General features: G+C 54.8%; 13 protein-coding genes, 1 tRNA gene and 1 pseudogene. 6 read left to right on the forward strand and 9 right to left on the reverse strand.

Annotated features, from left to right (window positions below; translation table 11 throughout):
- Positions 1 to 291 precede the first annotated feature (291 nt).
- The 3 genes and pseudogenes from ACODR9_RS14410 to ACODR9_RS14420 form a co-directional block, all read right to left on the reverse strand.
- On the reverse strand, positions 292 to 4182 hold the full coding sequence (locus ACODR9_RS14410) for an nSTAND3 domain-containing NTPase (RefSeq protein ID WP_488810094.1): 3891 nt from the start codon (positions 4180 to 4182) through the stop codon (positions 292 to 294).
- Positions 4183 to 4269: 87 nt separating this feature from the next.
- Positions 4270 to 4596 (reverse strand): transposase, encoded by a 327-nt coding sequence (locus ACODR9_RS14415; protein WP_488810095.1) that lies wholly within the window; start codon positions 4594 to 4596, stop codon positions 4270 to 4272.
- A 462-nt stretch (positions 4597 to 5058) separates the two neighbouring features.
- A pseudogene (locus ACODR9_RS14420) lies at positions 5059 to 5199 on the reverse strand (IS5/IS1182 family transposase); the annotation flags it as partial.
- A gap of 255 nt (positions 5200 to 5454) precedes the next feature.
- On the opposite strand from ACODR9_RS14420, the gene ACODR9_RS14425 reads away from it, so the two are divergent.
- The 3 genes from ACODR9_RS14425 to ACODR9_RS14435 all read left to right on the forward strand — a co-directional run bounded on the left by ACODR9_RS14425 (position 5455) and on the right by ACODR9_RS14435 (position 11034).
- Positions 5455 to 6204 carry a phospholipase D-like domain-containing protein gene (locus ACODR9_RS14425; RefSeq protein ID WP_488810096.1) on the forward strand — a complete coding sequence of 250 codons (750 nt, stop codon included), beginning with the start codon at positions 5455 to 5457 and terminating at the stop codon, positions 6202 to 6204.
- A 1399-nt stretch (positions 6205 to 7603) separates the two neighbouring features.
- A complete protein-coding gene (locus ACODR9_RS14430) occupies positions 7604 to 8233 on the forward strand; it encodes a hypothetical protein (protein WP_488810097.1) in 630 nt (209 codons plus the stop codon).
- Between the two features lie 323 nt (positions 8234 to 8556).
- Positions 8557 to 11034: a type I restriction enzyme HsdR N-terminal domain-containing protein gene (locus tag ACODR9_RS14435; protein WP_137009357.1), complete on the forward strand. Its 2478-nt coding sequence runs from the start codon at positions 8557 to 8559 to the stop codon at positions 11032 to 11034.
- Positions 11035 to 11269: 235 nt separating this feature from the next.
- On the opposite strand, the gene ACODR9_RS14440 is transcribed toward ACODR9_RS14435, so the two are convergent.
- Together ACODR9_RS14440 and ACODR9_RS14445 are read right to left on the reverse strand one after the other, a co-directional pair.
- Entirely contained in the window at positions 11270 to 13021 is a 1752-nt protein-coding gene (locus ACODR9_RS14440; RefSeq protein ID WP_488810098.1) for a DUF6538 domain-containing protein, read from the reverse strand.
- Positions 13022 to 13170: 149 nt separating this feature from the next.
- Positions 13171 to 13260: transfer RNA gene (locus ACODR9_RS14445), tRNA-Ser, on the reverse strand.
- 203 nt (positions 13261 to 13463) lie between these two features.
- Between ACODR9_RS14445 and ACODR9_RS14450 the strand changes: the two genes are divergently transcribed.
- Positions 13464 to 14615, forward strand: coding sequence for a pyridoxal phosphate-dependent aminotransferase (locus ACODR9_RS14450; RefSeq protein ID WP_488810099.1), 1152 nt, complete (start codon positions 13464 to 13466; stop codon positions 14613 to 14615).
- Between the two features lie 72 nt (positions 14616 to 14687).
- On the opposite strand, the gene ACODR9_RS14455 is transcribed toward ACODR9_RS14450, so the two are convergent.
- The 4 genes from ACODR9_RS14455 to apbC are packed head-to-tail and all read right to left on the reverse strand — an operon-like array spanning position 14688 to position 17357.
- Positions 14688 to 14966 carry a barstar family protein gene (locus tag ACODR9_RS14455; RefSeq protein ID WP_488810100.1) on the reverse strand — a complete coding sequence of 93 codons (279 nt, stop codon included), beginning with the start codon at positions 14964 to 14966 and terminating at the stop codon, positions 14688 to 14690.
- On the reverse strand, positions 14957 to 15409 hold the full coding sequence (locus ACODR9_RS14460; protein ID WP_488810101.1) for a ribonuclease domain-containing protein: 453 nt from the start codon (positions 15407 to 15409) through the stop codon (positions 14957 to 14959). Before ACODR9_RS14460 ends, ACODR9_RS14455 begins: the two co-directional genes overlap by 10 nt.
- Positions 15410 to 15412: 3 nt before the next feature.
- Complete coding sequence (murI, locus tag ACODR9_RS14465) at positions 15413 to 16192, reverse strand: glutamate racemase (protein WP_488810102.1); 780 nt, start codon at positions 16190 to 16192, stop codon at positions 15413 to 15415.
- A 10-nt stretch (positions 16193 to 16202) separates the two neighbouring features.
- Positions 16203 to 17357 carry an iron-sulfur cluster carrier protein ApbC gene (gene apbC / locus ACODR9_RS14470; protein ID WP_488810103.1) on the reverse strand — a complete coding sequence of 385 codons (1155 nt, stop codon included), beginning with the start codon at positions 17355 to 17357 and terminating at the stop codon, positions 16203 to 16205.
- Between the two features lie 297 nt (positions 17358 to 17654).
- Between apbC and ACODR9_RS14475 the strand changes: the two genes are divergently transcribed.
- Complete coding sequence (locus ACODR9_RS14475) at positions 17655 to 18914, forward strand: MFS transporter (protein WP_488810104.1); 1260 nt, start codon at positions 17655 to 17657, stop codon at positions 18912 to 18914.
- Between the two features lie 144 nt (positions 18915 to 19058).
- Positions 19059 to 21119, forward strand: coding sequence for a methionine--tRNA ligase (gene metG / locus ACODR9_RS14480; protein WP_488810106.1), 2061 nt, complete (start codon positions 19059 to 19061; stop codon positions 21117 to 21119).
- The last annotated feature ends 186 nt before the right edge of the window (positions 21120 to 21305 follow it).

A 21305-nucleotide genomic window follows, 5' to 3' on the forward strand; every position in this document is an offset into this window, starting at 1 on the left:
CCATGTTGCCGCAACTGGGTGTGTCACTCGATCTGATTGGTCGATGCCAGAACCTCGTGATGGCCGGCAATCGCGTTCGCCGGGATTACCGGCATCATGACTACGCGGTCGAAAAGCGTGAGGCCTGGGCCAGGCTGTGGGAACGGATCGAGTGCCTGCTTGACGACAGCGCTTGCAGCGGTGCTGTCGCTGGCCGGAGTAACCCAGCTCCCGTTCCATACAGCGAGCTTGCGAAGGTCCGCCACACACAGGGCCGGTATTGATGCTAGTGGCGGGAGCTTCAGGGTCGACTCAGGAGCGCCCCTCCCAGTTCATCGGAGTCTGCCTTCGCCTTGCTGGACGATCCCGGGACAGCTCGATAGCACGCGAGCGAAGCTCCTGCACCTTCTTCTTGAAGGCGTCATCGGAGAACTTGCCCAGGTCCATGAACCTGAGGACGAAGTCATACGACTCCCAGTGCTTCGGGGGATATCTGTCAATCATGGCTTCGATCAGCATCAGCATTTGGGATTTTATCTGCAGGCCTGCGGTGGCTGACGCTTCGTCTTCCGGCTCCTCCAGCTCAGCGAATTTGTCTCCGTCTTGAACGGCGTTCAGCACCCGCAGAAGGGTCACAGCCACCTTCCGCAGTGCACCGTCGCTTTCGAAATGCGACAGGAACTCGTCGCGATGCGCCTCAGGAATCCAGCTTTTGTGCTCGTCCAAGGAATCCAGGGCGTTGGGTGCGAGGGCCGCCATCCGGGCAAGCCAATCTGACTTCACGTCTTGGCTCACGGGAAGTCCGAAGAGCACGGTCCAGACGTCCGCCATGAACTCGCCGGACGTGTGCTGTTTGCGCTCGAGCAACAGGCCGGCCAGGCGCTCTGCATGGGCGACGCCCAGCGCATGTGCCACTTCCGCCAGCTCCTCTTCCTCGCCCATGAATGACAGCCATTCCCATGCCACCTCGAACATGCTGTGATCTGGCATGCGTACGATTCTGCGAAGCACTGAGTTCCAAGCTGTGTTTCTAGATCCGTGGGCACCAACGTAGTAGATGACGGGATGGTGGCCAGTGAAGACATGCACACACGCTTCGAGAATCGAGACCGGCAGCCTAGAGATGATTTCTTCAGGTGCCGAAGCCAATGTGAGTCCAGCTGGAAGCAACGCGTTCTGGATTTCCGATGGAACGTTACGACGTGTCAACGCAGCTGCTTGCAGCCACATGACATCAAGGTCTGCTGTCGTCAAATGCTGGAGCAGGCGCGCGCGTTCAACATCTTTCAGGTTATCCCAAGCATCAACTAGGTCCGTGACCACGCGGATCCGACTTGCTGTGCCAGGAACTGCAAGCAGGCGTTCGATCCGTACCCCCCTCTCGCTGGTCTCTCTCGACACACCCGAGATGAGGATGTTCGTGACGCCGAGCATGTAGTCGCTCGGGACTCCAGAAAACACGTACTGGTGGACCAACTCTATCCAATGGTCAATGATTTCCATAAGGCTCTGATGAGAGATGTTCCCTATGGCGTCATTCATCACGTCGTACAGCCGCTCGTCCCTGAATGAGGCCCCTAGCGGCAGCTGGCGGAGAACCAGTGGCATCAAGGCTTCAAACACTGGCCAGGGGGTTTCACTGCCTCCGTACTCTTTGCGAGTAATCGCCACCAGGCTGTCGATAAGAACAGCTGCCGAGATCGGGGAATCAGCCATCACCTGCAGACCTCTGATGAGTGCGGTGCGGCGGACCTCACTGCAGACTGGCCACGCTTTCAGCACGCCTTTGTATGCGGCCTTGGTGACGGCAGGGTGCTGCTCATTGAAGATGCGCTGCAACAGCAGGTAGTCTCCGTCTCGAGGGGAACCGAGCCAGAGGCTAGCAACAGGCGCACGGACCATGGAGATGTCAAAGCTTAGAAGTCGAGATGCCATCTGGAGCGTCAGCCGCCCGGGTGACTCCTGAAGGAACATCACAGCTCTTGCCGCATCGTGTACAGAAAGGGTTTCCGGCCGTTCACTGTCCAAGAGGGTCAACGCACCCTCGACCTCTGCCAGAGGAACAGATGCTGGGAACGGGTCGATTTCTAGGGAGTCCCCGAACGTGGCCGATGGGATGCGTGGCTGACCATCCTCTGTCCACTCTACGTATGAAAGCTTCATGAAGGTCACGCTGTGTACCCAGTCAGGCACCTTTGCCTGATCTTCGACGGACAGTGTTTGCAACCTGCGCGCGAGAAACTCGAAACACAAGTCACGTACCGCTGGAAAGATCGAATGCAGTCCTCGAACCGCCAGGTCAACGACGCCTTGCCGACCGTCCTCTGTGTTCAGATTACGGTACACCCAGCCGAGATTGGTGGCCGCCGCACGGGATGCATCAGCATCGAGCGTGAACAGCGCCCGCTCCAAAGCGGACAACGCCGACTCCATTGACCGGGTGGTTGCAGCATCCACAAGCGACTCGGCACTGGCCCGGTAGAACGGGTGGCTGAAGGTATAGCGCCTGGATGCCCGGCTCACCATCCTTCGAAGCTCAAGGCGATCCAAGTAATCGAGCTGCTGGGCAGACAAAGCCGGGAGTGGTACGTAGCTTGGCTGCGGCGCCGGCGGCGTGGTCGAAGCTCGGCTAGGCCATGAGGACATGATTCCCTTAACGTTGGACTCACCGGGGCAGTCGCTTCGCTTGTCGTCCAGCACGAATGCCAGCTCCAGCTCAGCGCTTCGCAGGGAAGGTGTCGATGCAATCGCGAGCGCGCTCATCAGAGGTGCTAGTTGCTCCTCGCGCAGCGCGTCGCCCAGAGATCTCGAGTCCTGACGCGCGTGGCTGATAACGTCGGCGAGCTGAGCGTCCGCACCGATACGATCGTGGTTGGCCGCAAGGTAGACGAGGCAGCCAGGTTCCAAGTCAAGTCGCCCGGCCTCGATGGCCTCTGCAACCAACGTTCCCAGAGCCGGCGGGACGGAATAGTCGGCGGTCAGTTCACTCCAGAGGTCGCCCAGGAAACCGTTGGTACCAATGCTCATCTCCACCCAGGACAAGTTGCCCGTACGGATGGCGGAGACTGACTGACATCGAGAGATTTGCAGGAGGCGGTCCTGCGCTTGAGAGACGATGAGCCGCCTGCCGTTGGCAAGTTTGGGGATCAGGGCGCCCAGTAGCATCAGCTCGCGTGCCGCGTTGTCCGCCGCATGCGCGCCTCCAAGTGGGTCGTCGACGAGAGCGGCCCGGTTGCCTGTGACAGGCTCGGTCAGATAGCGTTCTGCTTCTGAAATGTCGGTACAGATTCGAACTCTGTAGCCCTGGTTTTGTAGCGAGTACGCCAGGTTGCGAGCGCAGAAAGTCTTTCCCACGCGAGGGGAGCCAGTGAGGAGGAGCGCAGAGTCGAGCGACAGGCGGTCCAGCAAGGCCTGCTCCTCCCCTCTGGGAACGTAGGATACCGCCACCAGCGGGTCTACCGCCGAGCCCCAGGAGATGACCTTGTCCACCTGTGGCAGTACGTTCACGCCGGTCTTTTTCTCACTCAAGACGATGTCTGTGATACGTCTTGTCGCCTCCTCAACCCGATCTGGAACCACGCGGTGAACAGTTTCAAGGGTGTCTCGAATGCGTCTTAGAACCGTGGGCTCGTCAACCAGCTCAGCGATGAGGACCCTCTGAAGTGCTGCCTTCAGTGAAGCAGCAGGTGTGACCGCAAGCAGTGCCCCGATGTTCGCTCGACGTCGTTTGACCAAGTTCGAGTCAGTTGATGACGTGCCGGTCTCGTATTTGTGCAAGCCCTCCCGCATCCCGTGCTCCACGGCGTTTGTCACTACCCCCTTTGGAACTTGCGTTGTGTGGACTGACAGGGGCACCGCATGGGGGGCGACGGCATCGTTGCAACGGCCGCTGGCAACAAACAATACGGATCTGCTGGAATCGCTCGAAATCCGCTCTAGCAACGATCCGCTGTCACCGTAGGCCGGATAGTGTGCAAGCCAGTCCGCCAATACATCATGCGTGATGGGGGCGGTTGCGCCCTTCACCTGCACTTCCACCGTTCTTGCAACGCCGCTTTCTGTGGTTTGCAGAAGTGCATCTTCGCCGTCCTTGGGCTCGATCTGTAGCGAGGCCCCCGGATTTCCGGACGCAAGCACAGCTAGAAGTACGCATACGTGGTCCTGAAAGCGGTACTTTTGTTGACCGATAATCTCAATTGACATACATCTTCGTCGAAACGAAGCCTCCCTCTTTGCTATCTAGTTAGATGATTTGAGTGTCCATCGGAATGCGCCGCTATGGCCACCGGCTCACCCGAGGACGTTGCGAGTCCAGAGAGCGAATTCGGCGGTAGCGCTGCTCGGCCAAGTGATGGACATCGTTATCGCGCCGCGGCGCAGTTCGACATGCAAGTCCGCACCCGCCGACTTCGATTTGGTGGGCGGCCCCGGCGATGGAGCCATCGTCAGAGGCAACGCGATGAACTCGCCTGTCTTCGTGGTCGCCTTGGCGTCACCGCCTCGGGCCAGCTTGCGCCTGCGATGAACGACGTTGGCATTAATACCGTTTGCCATGGCGATCTTGGCGACCGACGCGCCGAACTCGGCGCACTGCGCCACCACCAGCACCTTCGTCATCGTGCTGTACCGCCGCGTGTCCGCCTTCTCGCTTGTCATCGTGTCCGGCTGAAACCAGATGCACACGATCCTTACCGCCGCGCGGCCCGTAATCAAGATGACTGGGCTGGACGCATACGGAGAACGGCCGCACTCTCAGATTTGACGCGCAGGGGTTCGATGCCCAATGGTTATCGCGGCTTACACTGAAGTCAAGACAGAACAACTGGCGATCTGCCCTGGGCGTGGCTAGCCAATGGCAGAGAAATGTGGTGGAGCTGCCGTTGAGCAAGTCGGGCCGAACGGCGGGAGACGCAGCCAAGCGGTCGTTCATGGAATATAACTTCACTGTCTGCTCAGGCCGAACTGCCGCCAGCCTGGCTGATGGACTGACGGACTGACAGTTGGATGGCGTAAGCAGCCATCCGAGGACCCTTTGATAGTGAGACAGAACTGGATGGCAGCATCGGAGAACGTTGGTTATCGTCCCCGTTTACCGGTGGCTGGCGCCTGCCAGTCCATGTCTTTGTCGAGCCAGAAGAGTAACTGCCCTCGTTGCTTGAGGGCCTGGTTGTATGCTTGCCAGTTGATGGTTTGGTACTTGTGAGGGAGGGGCTTGCTCATGCGGGAATTCTACCGGACGGGCGCAAGCCCTGATTTGTGCAACAAAGCCCTCGATTGGTATAATGTGTTTATTATATTAGGTGGAAATTTTCACTAGGTAACTTGTTCAGACCTTTTTTAATGGATTTGGCAGGCTCCGTATAGAGATTAGTGATTTTTTTAAATGAGTGGCCTTGTTATTTTTTTGTTTGTGAATTTTTATTGGTTTAATTAAATTAATAATTTTAAATTAAAAATTACTGCAATGGAGAAGTGATGAAATTTCTAATCGGAAATGTTGGGGCGACAGCATGGAGCATCTGGGATGGACTATTCGACGAAAGGGTTGGTACCCATGCATTGTTAATGATGGGTTATGCAACGCCAGGTGATTTTACGAATGAGGAACTACTTAATCCAGTCGTGCGTTGGATGTCATATAAGCCTGGTCGTTCTCTCTCATTATTTTTTGGTGTCGATGCTGGATGGAATAGCAATTGTCTGAATGAGCGAATGAAGAACATATTGGAAGTCATTGCATTAATACTTGGGCAACTTCCAGAAGAGAGTCGTCGAGACGTGAATATTTACTTGGTGCCCAATCTCCATGCGAAAACTTACGCAATTTATGACGACGATCCACTTGAATCAAATAATAATTGTCTCAAGCTCATGATGGGTAGTAGTAACTTATCTTATACCGCCTTCACGAAAAATTATGAATTTGATGTTTATCTAAAGCGCCAGACAGATCAGAATGCTATTGATGATGCTGCTTTTGCTCTTAAGGAGATGATCATTGGATTTTTAGGATTAAATTCATCTCGGCCACCTGATATAGAGATTTCTGAATTGATATTGGAAGAGAACATGTTCGGAAAAATTTGGGGTTTTGACGAGGATTTTTACGAGCAAATTTTAGACCGTATGTTAGATGTTGAGGACGATATTGCCGTAACTAAAAGTCGAGAAAAATTTGAAGAATACCAAAAAGCTTCGGACGATGCTCTAAAAGAGCAGGATTAGTTTATTAGGATATATTCCTTGCTAAACGTTCGAATAAGCTACTCCAACGTAGCTCTGCAGGAAAGGTTAATTGAAAAAACGCTTATATGCTAAAGGCGTATTTGTGCGATTTTCGCTATCTTTCATTGGTGTTGTGGAGCTTACAAAGCATTTAAGTTCGTTTTCCATAAGGCCGACAGCGTTACCATTAATGGAATCCGGTTCCCGCGCGCAGACAAGGAAGACCGGGCATCGAGCATGATGCCCGGTCTTGAGAGAGAACAATTTCCTCACCAACATTACCTTATCCCGCTCACTGATCCGCCAAGACCAGCTATCGTGCTTCCCGCCGCCAAGCGGAGAACACGGCACATCACTGCAATGGGCCGCCAAGCCCTTCCCCCGTAGGGGCACACACATTTTCCACCGCTGGCAGTTTTCGAGTACCGGTTGCCCGGTTCACGCCTCCCTTGACTGATTAGGTCTCGAGATTTGCTCAAACGCTACTCTCCGCCGCTCCCTCTCTTGTACCGTCCCGGGTGCCACCCCGGTCAAATGGCCGTCAGAGATTCCCACGTTAGCTGATTGTGTCGAAACCACGATTTAGGAATACGTCATTTCAAAGTGAAGGCATCGCATACGCTTACCCAGTTACCCGGTTTCTGTCGCGCGATGTTCCATAGCCGCAACTTACCCGCCATCACTCGTCATCAATGAATCACCCCATACAGGGCGTACCCAAGGTTTCTTACTGCGATAAAGAGGACTCTCACCTCTATTTACGTGCTTAAGCTATCCAGCGACCCACCCATTACGGTGGTGCCATGTACCCAGGACAGAAGGTGATGCCCCCCTGTGTATTTTTACCCCGGTACACCTACGCCATTTCTGACGCATCAGCAGCCTACACGCACAGTCTTCGTCACGCCGTTCATTTCCAAACGTGCCAAAGCCCGGATTTTCACCGGTTCACAATCAGCAGGGTTGGTCTGCGTTACCGCAGCTCCCGTTTCCGTGTCGCCCAACCTCTAAAGTGGATTGGGTCGAGCATGGCATGTCTGCCATAGGCGCCCATTTCAGCCGCACCAGCCAGCGTTACCCGGCATGCAGCTAAGGCGGTGTACGAAAAGTTGGCAGCTTTTCGCGTGTCTTTCGACATGTGTGTGTTTGCAGTTTGGCGTCCTGCGCTGTGCCTCCTCACCAGGGTAAAGCGGCAAAACGCAGGACACCGTGCATGCGAGCCGGCCAGATCTTCACCTGGCTGCCTGCCCTGAAACACAACGTTCCTGATGGTGTATAGCGAAATGCTCTGAAAATCTTGGAACATCATTACGTGCAAGTCGTAGCTACCGAATCACATTGCACAGATATACGTTTTCTTCGCTATACAGCGCATCACCAACCGAATGAGAAAACCTGTATGTCTGCTTCAACCCCCATCGCACGCAACAAAACCGCAGCCCTGGTCCGCATCCTGGATAGCGTCCCCAAAGGCTATTACCGCTACACGCACGGCACGGTTGCCGCGAGCAAAGCAAAAGCCCTGGCGCAGAAATTTCATGCGCTATACGGAATTGGCTGCACACCAGCCCAACGGCTGACCCGAAAAAGCAAAGGGCTGGCGAATGTGGTGCTGGTCATGTACTGGCCGGTGGATGCCGAAAAAGTGGAGTGGCTGCTGCTGGCTACGGATGGGGAAGGACTCGAGCAGGAAACCTTGCAGGATGTCGGAGGTAAGCCGCGCTTGAAATGGCTTGGGTATGAACTGGTACGCCAACCCAGCCGAGGCCGGGCTGCGTGGACATGGCGACGGTCAAAACAGGAAATGGAAGAACTGCATGCCTTGATTGCCATGCAGGCGAACCGGAAAAACACAGCCGCGTTAACGGAAACGCTGGAACGCATCGCCAGGCAGCCTGGTTTCCATGGCGTACGAACCCAGTCATGGGCGCTATGCCAAGCTGCACTACAGCGTGGATACGATGGCCCACTGCCGCACCTGTTTTTTGTGCAAAAGATAAGTCATGGAGAGCGGCTGGCGTTGGGATAACTTACAGGTGTCTGCCTGCTCTCTCGAGGTATCTACAGATACGCAGAAGATAAACCAAAAAGCTGCTGTAAGCTTTGGCTCAGTGTTATCACCAGCGGCAGGTAGTGTTGTTTGTGATGTAGTTGATGCCGAGGTAACTTTCGGGGTAGATACAACAGTGAACTTGATCTACTGCAAAGCAAGAGATGTATCCTTGAATCATCTCTTATATGCATTTAGGATCGCATGTATGGTAGTGAGAAAATTTTTCGATAAGTACTAATTTTATTCATTGAGCTTGAACAAAAATTATGTTCAGGCCTGATTATTTTGGGATCAATTCAATGATTGATTACGAAACGGCATCTAGAAATTTAGTTAAAATTACTAGTGACTATAATGAGTTGGGTGTCAAAAATGAGGCTGAAACACGTTTTCACTTTATTGATTCATTTCTCACGCAGTGTTTAGGTTGGGATAAGTCGGATATTGATCTTGAAAGATATTTGAGTGGGGAGCGTAGCGATTATGAATTGGGTTGCCCTATTGCTATTATTTTAGAAGCAAAGCGAGATGCTGTTGTTTTTGACATCCCAGTAAGAAAACGGGGTGAAATGATTGTTCCTATCCGCCAATTAATGGATCTTGGCCAGGAGGCGAAAGCTGCTATTGAGCAGGTTCAAGGTTATTGTGCACGCCGTGGAGTAAGGTATGCTGCTATTTGTAATGGTCCTCAATTAATTTCTTTTGTAGCAACTCGGACGGATGGAAAGCCTCCCTTGGAAGGACGTGCTTTTGTAATAGATGGATTTTCACAAATGCGTAGTGAATTCTCCACTATTTTTAATTTATTGTCTCCATTGGCTACAGCATCTAATAAATTGCTTTCATATTTAGATGCAAATGGAATTGCAGGCATTCCTGAGAAAATTTCAACAAGACTTCCTAATCATCCTTCCTTCAGATATCAAAATGAATCGCAAAGTAGCTTGCGTATGATTGCCGAGCTTTTGCTGGAGGATGTTGCCCGTACAGATGATCTCGAACAGCGCTTTTATCGCGAATGCTATTGTGATAGTGGGCCATTGGCTCAAGATGCATTGGTGAGCAAGAATCTATTAAAAACTAGATACGCCGCATTATTTCATCCTAGTGAAGAAGCGCCTGTTGTTGTTCCTGTTAAGTCAAAAGATAAAAGTGCTTCATCAGAGATATTGGCAGAAAGCCTGTCCAGAAGGCCAATTATCTTATTGGGTGATGTCGGCGTTGGTAAAACTTCATTTATAAAAAATCTGATGCTCGTTGAGGCGGAAGAAGAGTTTAAAAAGTCAATCTATATTTATTTGGACTTGGGAGTTAATGCATTTTTGCATGGTGGATTAGAGAGTTATGTCAGAAGTGAAGTTGAGCGACAATTGTATGAAAAGTATGAAATTGATATAAATTCAGAGAAGTTTATATACTCGGTTTATGGTAATGATATCAAGAGGTTTAGAACTGGTCTGTATGGGAGATTGGCGGAGTCAAATCCAGCCTTGTATGAAGAGAAGTTGCTTGACTATCTTAGTGGAAAGTTGGAAAGCAGCGAGGAACATTTGGGACTGGTTGTTAAACATATTCAAAAGTCAACTAGCAAGCAGATTATTGTTATCTTTGATAATGTTGACCAAAGAGAGCTGGAGATTCAACAGCGAGCATTTATAGTTTCACAAGGAGTTGCAGAGCATTGGGGAGCTATTGTCTTCTTGTCTGTAAGGCCGAATACTTTTCACCAATCTAAGCGGGCAGGCGCACTTTCTGCATATCCGAATAAAGTTTTTTACATCATGCCACCCAGGCCTGAAATGGTCTTGGAAAAAAGATTGATTTTTGCACTTAATGTGGCAGAGGGTAGGTTGCCAATTGAGTCTATTTCAAGTGTCAGCCTTAATCTAGAAGGAGTTTCTACTTTTCTTAAAGCACTGCTCTATGCTTTAAGAAAAAATCCGGCTGTTGCAGAGTTTTTATCTAATATAACTGGTGGTAATGTAAGATCAATGATTGATTTTGTTACAAAATTCACGGGTAGTCCAAATGTGGATAGTGACAAGATTATTGAACTATTTGGTTCCTCTGGGGATTATTTAATACCAGTTCATGAATTCTCTAAGGCAGCCTTGCTTGGTGATTATTCGCATTATGATTCTCACTCATCTTGGGCGATGAATATTTTTGATGTTAGATTTCCTGATGCAAGAGAGCACTTTTTGTGCTCATTAATTTTAGCATATTTGAATTATGATTCATCTCATCGAAATAGAGAAGGTTTTGTAACTGTTAAAAGAATACAGCAGGAAATGCAATCTCACGGATTTTCAATTGAGCAGACTGAAAATGCATTGATAAGAATGACTAATAAAAAATTGATTGAAACAACTCAGCGTATAACTTTCGAAGAAAATGCAGGTGTCGAACATATAGAAGATTTCACAGATGCATTTCGTGTAACAACTATTGGGGCGTATCATCTAATTCGTTGGTCTGGTACTTTTGCATATCTTGATGCGATGGTTTTTGATACGCCAATTTTTGATGCTGAAGTGGCTAAAAGATGTGGGCTTAATATCGAATCGTTTGATATTAAGCATAGATTTTTGCGGACAACAAATTTTAGAGATTACTTGTCTCACATGTGGGATGCGTCAGCTATTTTTGTACCATATTTTAATTGGAAATCTCTCGCGGATGCAGGCGAGCCAACTTTTGACAGCGTCCAAAGTTTCATTAGTGGAAATAGGACTAACTTCGCTTCGGGGAAAGGGAAGTCGTCAAGACGTCGGTAATTCTTTATTGGTTATAATTTACGTTTATCGTATGTTTATTCGGTGGCGCGTGATTGTTATCAATACTTCTGTGAGCTTCTTGATGAATAGTTATGGTACATGTTATTGATATTTAGTCTGAACAATAAAATCATGTATTAGTTGCACAGAGAAGGAGTATGAGTGTCAGGATTTTGCGATAGAGCTGGGAAGACTTCTAAACCGGAGTACTTCCCATTTTTTTGTGACGTAGCTCTTATTGCTTATCCGCCCGAATGAACGCCACCTCCGGGAAAGTGATGCGCGACAGGATTTCCAGTTTCTTGTCGACCGGCAGTTCACCGCGGTATTTCTTCACCACCGCCGAGGCTTCCTGATTCACCTGGCCGTTCTGAATGGTCTCGATGCTGGTGATATTGCTGGCATGACCGGTGATGGTTTCGGCACTGACCACGCCCAGCACCATGGCTCGGTGCAGGAAGGTGGAGCGGAAGGCATGCATGCCGACGATACGCGCATTCGGCGTTTCGTCGCGCAGCCCGATTTCCTGCAGGAATTCGGTGAACCATTTCATTGCCTTGGGCGAAGCACGGCCAGCGGCAGTTGGGAAGGCCTGGAACAGCAAGGTGTCGCCACGTTTCTTGGCTGCTGCTACATAGTCGAGGAAGCCCAGTTCAATCAGTTTGGGATGGATGGGCAGCTTGCGCTTGGAGCCACCAGTCTTCACCGATTTGTCGATGCGGGCGTCACCTTCGGACTCATCGGTGATGTCCATATACCAAGTGCCAGTCTGCGCATCCTGCGTGATATCGACTTGCGGGTTCAGTTGGCACAATTCATTGACCCGCGCCCCGGTGAACAGGCCCAGATGAGGGAGCCAGTATTTGTGCGCCATGGCTGGCCGACGGGCGAAACGTGCCATTTCCGGCCCTTCGAACAGGCGCTTGAGTTCTGTCGATTCAAAGGCCCGTTGCCCGCCTTCGGGGTCTCGGCGCGAGCCGAGGTATTGCACCCCTTCGGTGGTCAGCGTCATCGGCCAGCCGTGGTCCTGCCACTTGCGGCGGCAGTATTTGATGAACGGCGTCATCACGGCGAGGTAGGTGCCATCGAAGGTCCCCTTGCTCATCTCGCCGCGTTGCTGCTTGGCTAGTTCCAGTGGGCGCAGTTTTTCCTGACGGCAGATATCTTTCCAGCGCGGTGGCAGGGTTTGCACAGCCTCGAAGTAGGCCTCCAGGTCGGTTTGCTTGAGCAGGCCGATGGGTTTGTCGCCGATGATATCCACCAGCAGCGGCATGACCGCCGTCACCTTGCGCAGCATCGCCACCTTGTCCAGCTTCTGGTAGTAGGCCAGATAACTTTGGGTGACCTCCGACAGCATCGGGGTTTCCAGCCGTTGCGCCATCACCGGTGTCGGCACTTCCTTGCCGTCATAGCGGCTGAGCAGCTTTTCGTTGGTGCGGATGGCCATGCGGCCATAGGCCAGTGCCAGCCGGCGCATTTCGGGTTCAGTGGCCTTGAGCTGGTAGCGATACAGCCGCAGGAATTGCTCCAGCGGGCCACGCAAAAGCTCGTAGTCACCAATCGCCACTGCGCCCTTGAGGATGCGATTGGCCTCGGTGTAGCCACTCTGGTATTCCTCGATTTCTTCCGGGGTGTAGTGGCCGTTTTCGCGGCGTGCTTCGTCTCCAGCAAGGCTGGCAACCTCGGCGTGTAGACAGATAGCGTCAATGGCTTCAGGCGTGAGTGCGTCGATGTGGGTGATGGCAGCGAGTTGCGTACGCGCGTAACGCTCCGCCTGCCGCTGGCGCTTTTCCTCCCACTCGGAGGTCAGACGGGCTTCTTCGGCGCGATGGCGCTCGACGGCTGTGCGGTAGTCTTTGGTGCGTAGCGAAAACGTGATTTCTTTTTTGCCTGGATAGCAAACAAGAACGTCAGTCGGGATGCGACGACGAAGATAGTAGGTGCCGGATTGGGGGTGGCGCTGCAGGCCGGTGGGTAACATTGGCATCGTTCATTGAGTTCCGATCCAGAGTATAGGAAGCCAAGAAAAAAACTGAACTCATTACCGCCAATGTGTAGGAGTGTTGTGTAGAACTCAGGGCCTGAAAAGTCTTGTGTGGCCTGAATTTACTGAAAAATCAACACTTTAGATGGGTCTGGCGGAGAGGGAGGGATTCGAACCCTCGGTAGGCTCGCACCTACGCCTGATTTCGAGTCAGGTACATTCGACCACTCTGCCACCTCTCCGACTCAGAGAGGCGCAGTATATGGGGGGGCGGGTGTCCTGTCAATAGCCAGTTGGTTTGCGGCTGGAATTTTCTTGCCACGGCTGCCTGTGGCGGTGGTGGGGACGCCATTGCAGGCGGGTGGTCGTGTGGCTGTGCGGCTTGCTAAACTATTGCTTTGGCTGGCTGTTGGCGGTCAGTGCCGTATTGGAACCGAGGATTGTGGTGAAACTATCAACAAGAATGGATGGCGTGGCACCGTTTCAGGTGATGGCCATTCTGGAGCGGGCGCGAGCCTTGCAGGCCGAGGGCCGGGATGTGATTCATCTGGAAGTGGGCGAGCCGGATTTCGCCACGCCAAAGGCCATTGTCGAGGCCGGTCGCCAGGCCTTGGCGGATGGGCATACTTTCTACACTGCCGCACAAGGGCTGCCGCAATTGCGTGCAGCCATTGCCGACTTTTATCAGCAACGCTATGGCGTGACGGTGGATGCACGTCGCATCATCGTGACACCGGGAGCGTCCGGCGCCTTGCAGATTGCCCTGTCGCTATTGGTCAATCAGGATGATCAGGTGTTGATGGCCGACCCTACTTACCCGTGCAACCGGCATTTTGTCAGCCTGTTGGGTGGTGAGCCGGTTTGCCTGCCGGTGGGGCCGGAGACGCGCTATCAGTTGTTGGCCGATGGTGTGGATGCTGCCTGGGCCGAGCGTACGGTGGCGGCCATGGTGGCCAGCCCGGCCAATCCGACCGGCACTTTGTTGACCGCAGCAGAGCTGGCGGCGCTAAGCGCCAGTTGCAAACGGCAGGGTGGCAGCCTGATTGTGGACGAGATTTACCACGGGCTGACCTATGGCTGTGATGCGGCAACCGCGCTGGCGGTGGACCCGGATGTGTTCGTGATCAACAGCTTTTCCAAGTATTTCCAGATGACCGGCTGGCGCTTGGGCTGGCTGGTGGTGCCGGATGACTATGTAGAACCGGCCTTGCGGTTGGCGCAGAACCTGTTTTTGTGTCCACCGGCCATGGCGCAATATGCTGCGTTGGCTGCATTCCAGCCAACGGTGATTGCCGAGCTGGAACAACGCCGTGCCGAGTTTGGCCGCCGCCGTGATTTTCTGCTGCAGGCGCTGCCGCAATTGGGCTGGAAACTGCCGGTGCAGCCTGAGGGGGCGTTTTATCTGTATGCCGATGTCAGCGCAGTGACGGAGGACAGTTTTGCCTACTGCGCCCGCTTGCTGGAGGAAGTGAACGTGGCGATTACACCCGGGGCGGACTTTGGCCAGTTTGGTGCGGCCAGCCATGTGCGCGTGGCCTACACCACCGGTATCGAGCGGCTGGCTGAGGCGGTGGCGCGGATTGCCAGCCTGGCCTGATGTGGCTGATGAAGTGTGCTGAAGATAAAGGCTGCCGGAAGGGCAGCCTTTTTTACTGGCAGGGCAGGGTGTTCAGTGGTGAATGTCCAGGGTGACGTCGCCACGCTCTTCGGCTACCGATTGCAGGATTTCCAGCAGTGTGGCGTAGACATCGGCCCCCAGTTTGCTGCGCGCCAGTTCGGTATCGCGCCAGACAATTTCAAACGGGCCGCTGACATCGCCGCTCAGGCTGTCGTACAAGGCATCCAGATTGCGGCCGAAGTGGGCTGGCAGATGCAGCTGTCGGCTGATTTCATCGTAAAACTGTTCGAGCGACGTGATGTGTTGCAACTGGCAAAGGGTTACTGGCATGCCGGCACCTCGATAAAACGCTGGTAATGATCGACGGAAACAAAGCGCTGTCCTGCCCGGGAGAATACCAGGCGATTGGCACCGCGCTTGCCACCTTTATAGTTCAAATCCGCTTCCTGCCATTGCCCCTTGGGCAGCTGCTTCTCGTAATTGCCAAAGCGGTCGCCACCAATGGACTTGCCTTGCAGGGCGGGCACGCTCCACAAGCTGCGGCCCGGTTGCCAGCCGGCTGCCTGTGCCTGGCGTTTGGGAATGAATTGATCCGGCAGTCGGCCGGTTTGTTTCAGCGCTTGCAACACATTGACAAGTTCTGCCGTATCCAGCCGGTTACCGGTTTGCTGGTTGACGCTGCCAGCTACATCGCTGCACCGGGGCAGAGCCCAGGCAGCAGGTGCGCACAGGGTCGTGACTAACAGGCCTTGCATGATGCGACGTAGCAGCATGATTTACTCCAGAGTCAGGGATTCGACAGCATACGCGTGACCGATCAGCAATGGCAGCATGCGCGCCATGGGCAGTGTGTCCGGCGCGGTGGTGATGAAACGGTAGCAGTGGTCGCCCACACTATCGCTGCCGTGTTGTTGCAGTAGTGAATCTACACGTCGGGCAATGGCCTCGGCCGGGTCGTACAGGGCGATGCGTTCGCCAGTCAGCTCGCGGATCAGGGGAGACAGGAAGGGGTAGTGGGTGCAACCCAAGGCAATGTGGTCGATGTTCTGCGTCAATAGTGGCTGCACCACATCGGCAACAACTTGACGGGTGAGCGGGCTATCCAGTTCGCCCGCCTCAACCTGTTCAACCCAGCCATGTCCGGGGCGGCGCAAGACTTCCACTCCGTTGGCGTGGGTGTCCAGCAGGGTCTGAACCCGCTCGCTGGCCAGCGTGGCCTGAGTGGCCAGCACAGCAATGCGTCCGGTACGGCTGGCGGCGGCGGCGGGCTTGATGGCAGGCTCCACGCCCACGATGGGAATGGGCAGTTCACGCCGCAAGGCACTGATGGCCACGGTGGTGGCGGTATTGCAGGCCACCACCAGGATGGTGGCGCCCTGGCTCATCAGGTAATGGCCGATGGCCAGGCTGCGGTCGATGATCTGTTGCCGACTGCGCGGACCATAGGGGCAGTAGGCCTGGTCGGCCAGATAGGTAATCGGCCAGTCGGGCAGGGCCGCGCGCACCGCGCGCCAGATGGATAGCCCGCCCAGGCCTGAGTCGTGCATAGCGATCATGCGGCAGCAATCAGTTGTTCTGAATGACGATCTTGGGGAATTTGCCGGAGAAGTCCTGGGCCTTTTCGCCCACCTTCACCGCCAGTTTGCGGGCAATACCCTTGTACAGGGCGGCCACGCTACCATCCGGGTCGGCGGCGACAGTGGGCTTGCCTTCATCCACGGCCAGACGAATTCCCATGTCCAGTGGCAGCGAGCCCAGCACTTCCACGCCAAAGTCGGCAGCCATGCGGGCGGCTCCGCCTTCGCCGAAGATGTGCTCGGCATGGCCGCAATTGCTGCAAATATGGATGGCCATGTTTTCCACCATGCCCAAAATAGGTACGCCTACTTTCTGGAACATGGTGACGCCCTTACGGGCATCCAGCAGGGCAATGTCTTGCGGGGTGGTGACAATCAGCGCACCCGTTACCGGCACTTTTTGCGACAGCGTCAGCTGGATGTCACCAGTGCCCGGCGGCATGTCGATCACCAGATAGTCCAGATTGTCCCAGCGGGTGTCATTCAGCAGTTGTTGCAGTGCCTGGCTCACCATCGGGCCGCGCCACACCATGGCCTGGTCGGCATCGACCAGATAGCCGATGGACATGGTCTGGATACCGTAATTGACGATGGGTTGCAGGCTTTTGCCATCCGGTGTTTCCGGGCGCTGGCCTTGCAGGCCCAGCATCAGCGGCTGTGACGGGCCGTAGATGTCGGCATCCAGAATACCAACGCGTGCACCTTCGGCCTGCAAGGCCAGTGCCAGGTTGACGGCGGTGGTGGATTTGCCCACACCGCCCTTGCCGGATGCCACGGCAATCACGTTTTTCACGCCCGGCAGCAGGGGCACGCCGCGCTGGGCGGCATGGCTGGTGATCTGGCTGCGCACGGTAATCTGCAGTGCGCGCCCGTCTGCAATGGCTTGCAGCGCGGTTTCGAACTGCTGGCGTACCAGGTCAAATTGGCTGGCGGCAGGGTAGGCCAGTACCACCTCCAGTGCCAGTTGGTCGGCACTGATCTTGATGTTCTTTACCGCCTTGGCAGCAGCATAAGATTTACCGGTATTGGCGTCGATCAGGCCAGCAATGGCCTCCATTACTTGGGCGTCGGTCAGGGACATGGTATCGGCTGCGCTATCTGCGTCCGGCTTGTTGCCGAACAGCTTGGTCAGTTTGGAGAGCATGGGGGCGATGGGCGTGGGTGAATACCCGACAATTTTACTATGTTTTGGGACAGGTGCGTTGTCCCATCCGGAAGAAGGCATGTTACTCCCGCCAGCCCTTGCTGGCTATGGGCTTGGCCACAGGGGCGGCGGTGCTGGTGAATATGGCTTCATCTTGAAATAATTTGCTGCAAGCTCTTGATCAGTGTAGAATTTCCGGCTTTTTTTCGTGCTGGCGCGGCTGTTTTCTGCCGCAAGCCTGGGCTCGGCCCTGTCAGGCCGTGGCTGCGCTCTTTGTTGTCAAGAAAGGTTGTTGTCTTGCAGTCCAAACATATTTCCCTCAGTCCGGCGAATCTGCTGTTTCCGCTGGCGCTGGTCTTGTTCGAGTTTGCCGTTTATATCGCCAATGACATGGTTCAGCCTGCCATGCTGCAGGTGACCCGCGAGTTTCTGGTGGGTAGTAGCTGGGTGCCCACCTCCATGACGGCCTTTTTGGTGGGCGGTGCTGCTCTGCCATGGCTGACTGGCCCCTTGTCCGATCGCATTGGCCGTCGCCCGGTACTGTTATTCGGCGTGGCCTTTTTCATGCTGTCCTGCCTTGCCACTTATCTGGTCCACTCCATTGAGGGCTTCATTGCCCTGCGTGTGGTGCAGGGCATGGGGCTGTGCTTCATCAATGCGGTGGGCTACGCCGCCGTGCAAGAGGCGTTTGAAGAAACCGCAGCGGTCAAGGTAACGGCGCTGATGGCCAATGTGGCGCTCATCGCCCCGCTGGTCGGTCCTCTGGCCGGGGCTGCACTGGTGGAAATCGCCCCCTGGCGCAGTTGCTTCCTGGTGATTGCAACCATGGCTGGCATCGCGCTGCTGGGCCTGATCTGGAAAATGCCGGAAACCATCATGCCGGGACAAACCGAACAGCCGCTGTCGCGCATGGGGGGGGATTACCTGCGCCTGCTCAAGCAGCCGCGCTTTGTATCGTCTGCCCTGTGCATTCCGCTGCTGGCCCTGCCCCTGATGGGCTGGATTGCACTGTCGCCAGTGCTGCTGGTGCGTGATCTGGGCATGAGCACTCTGCAATATGGCCTGATGCAGCTGCCGGTATTCGGTGGCCTGATCGGTGGCAATTTTGCGCTGGTATTACTGGCGGAGCGTTGGCCGCTGGGCCGTTCTGTTTTTGTCGGCATGGGGCCGATTGTGGGCGGGCTGCTGCTAATGCTGGGCGGTGTGCTGTTTGCCGCCGAGCCGGTGTGGCTGATGGTGGCCGGCATGAGCCTGATGAGCTTTGGTGAAGGCCTGAGCTTTGGCGTGCTATACCGCTTTGCCCTGATGTCTTCGCCAGAAGCCAAGGGCACGGTATCTGCCGCCATGAGCATGCTATCGATGGCGGGCTATGCGTTGGGTATCGAGCTGTTCCGTCTGGCTTATATGGCGGGTGGAATTGCCGGCTTTGCGAGCTGTGCGGTATTGACTGCCGTACTGTTTGTGCTGCTGGCGCGGCGTACCGTGCCGCAGGCCATGGCCGAGCGCGCTGCGCCAGCCGATTACCTGCCGCTGGAGCTGCAGGGCCAGAACAGCTAAATCACTGCATTTTGGTCGCGAATCACCCGGTCTGATGGCTTTTGTCGGCAATCAGCCGGGTTTTTGCCGAACACTGCCGTGACCCGTGATGCGATCCGGCACTATAATCGACGGCTTGAAATCGCCTACCTTCAGGAACACCCAATGAGCAAACGCAAGATTCTGGTGACCAGTGCACTGCCTTACGCCAACGCGGGGCTGCATCTGGGCCATATGCTGGAGCAGATCCAGACCGACGTCTGGGTGCGTTTCCAGAAAATGCGCGGGCACGAATGCTATTACGTGTGCGCGGACGATACCCACGGCGCCCCCATCATGCTGGCTGCCGAAAAGCAGGGCATCACCCCCACCCAACTGGTGGATGCGGTACGCGAACTGCACCTGGCCGACTCCCAGGGTTTCCTGATTGGTCACGACAACTACTACAGCACCAACAGCCCGGAAAACAAGGCATTTGCCGAGCAGGTATACAAAGCCCTGCGCGCCGATGACAAGATTTCCAGCCGCACCATCGAGCAGTTGTTCGACCCGGAAAAGCAGATGTTCCTGCCGGACCGCTTCGTCAAGGGCGAATGCCCCAAGTGTGCCGCCAAGGACCAGTACGGCGACAACTGTGAAGTGTGCGGTGCCACCTATAACCCGACCGAACTGAAGAACCCGTACTCGGCGGTATCCGGTGCCAAGCCGGTACTGAAAACCTCCGAGCACTATTTCTTCCGCCTGGGAGAGTGTGCCGACTTCCTCAAGGGCTGGACCAGCGGCAGCAGCGTGCGTGCCGATGGCGTGACCCAGCCGCACTTGCAGCCCGAATCGCTCAACAAGATGAACGAGTGGATTGAAGGCGGCCTGCAAGACTGGGACATCAGCCGCGACGCCCCGTATTTCGGTTTTGAAATTCCGGATGCGCCGGGCAAGTACTTCTATGTGTGGCTGGACGCGCCGATTGGCTATATGGCCAGCTTCAAGAACCTGTGCGACAGCAAGGGCATCGATTTTGACGCCTGGTTCAAGCCCGGCACCGATGCCGAGATGTACCACTTCATCGGCAAGGACATCCTGTATTTCCATGCGCTGTTCTGGCCGGCTATGTTGAATTACTCCGGCCTGCGCGCGCCCACCGGCGTGTTTGCCCATGGCTTCCTCACCGTGGACGGACAGAAGATGTCCAAGTCGCGCGGCACTTTCATTCAGGCCAAGAGCTATCTGGATTGCGGCCTGAACCCGGAATGGATGCGCTACTACATGGCGGCCAAACTCAATGGCCGCATTGAAGACATCGACCTCAACCTCAATGACTTCGTTGCCCGTGTGAATTCCGACCTGGTGGGCAAATACGTCAACATCGCCAGCCGCTCCGCCGGTTTCATCAGCAAGCGCTTTGGCGGCAAGCTGGCCGACAGCGTGGCCGACACCGCCATCCTGCACAAGCTGCAAGCGGCTGCGCCGGAACTGGCTGCCGCGTTTGAAGCGCGCGAATACGCCAAGGCACTGCGCGACGTGATGGCGCTGGCCGACGAGGTGAATGCCTATGTCGATGCCAACAAGCCGTGGGAACTGGCCAAGCAGGAAGGGCAGGACGCACGTCTGCAAGAAGTCTGCACCGTGCTGATCAACGCCTTCCGCCTGCTTACCATCTACCTGAAGCCGGTCCTGCCCAAGCTGGCCGAAGGCGTGGAAGCCTTCCTCGGCGTGGCGCCGCTGGCCTGGTCCGATGCCGACAGCCTGCTGTTGGGCAATACCATCAACACCTATCAGCACCTGATGCAGCGCATCGACCCGGCGCTGATCGACAAACTGATCGAAGCAAACAAACAGAATATGCAAGCCACCAGCAACACTCCGGCTGCAGCCGCTTACGAGCCGCTGGCCGACACCATCAAGATTGACGACTTTGCCAAGGTGGACCTGCGCATCGGCAAGGTACTGGCCTGCAACTTTGTCGAAGGTTCGGACAAGCTGCTGCAATTCACTGTTGATCTGGGCTTTGAACAGCGCAACATCTTCTCCGGCATCCGCTCTGCCTATCAGGAACCGGAAAAGCTGGTGGGCCGCAATGTGGTGGTGGTGGCCAATCTGGCCGAGCGCAAGATGCGCTTTGGCGTATCGCAAGGCATGATCGTCTGCGCCTCCGGTGCCGACGACAATTCCGGCCTGTTCCTGCTGGATGTGGATCAGGGCGCAGCGCCAGGCATGCGTATCGGTTAGGTTTTATCCCTTGAGTAAAGCCAAAGCCCTGTCGATCGCGTATCGGCAGGGCTTTGTTTTTTGTAGCATTCTTGCCGGAAATCCGTCACGAATGTGTCATTTGTCGCTGTTACAGTGCTTCATCAGCGCAGTACGGAACTTTATTGTTGGCTAATTTGTCAATAACGTGTTAAACCTTTAGATCAA

It is taken from the genome of Aquitalea sp. FG25 (assembly GCF_057809375.1).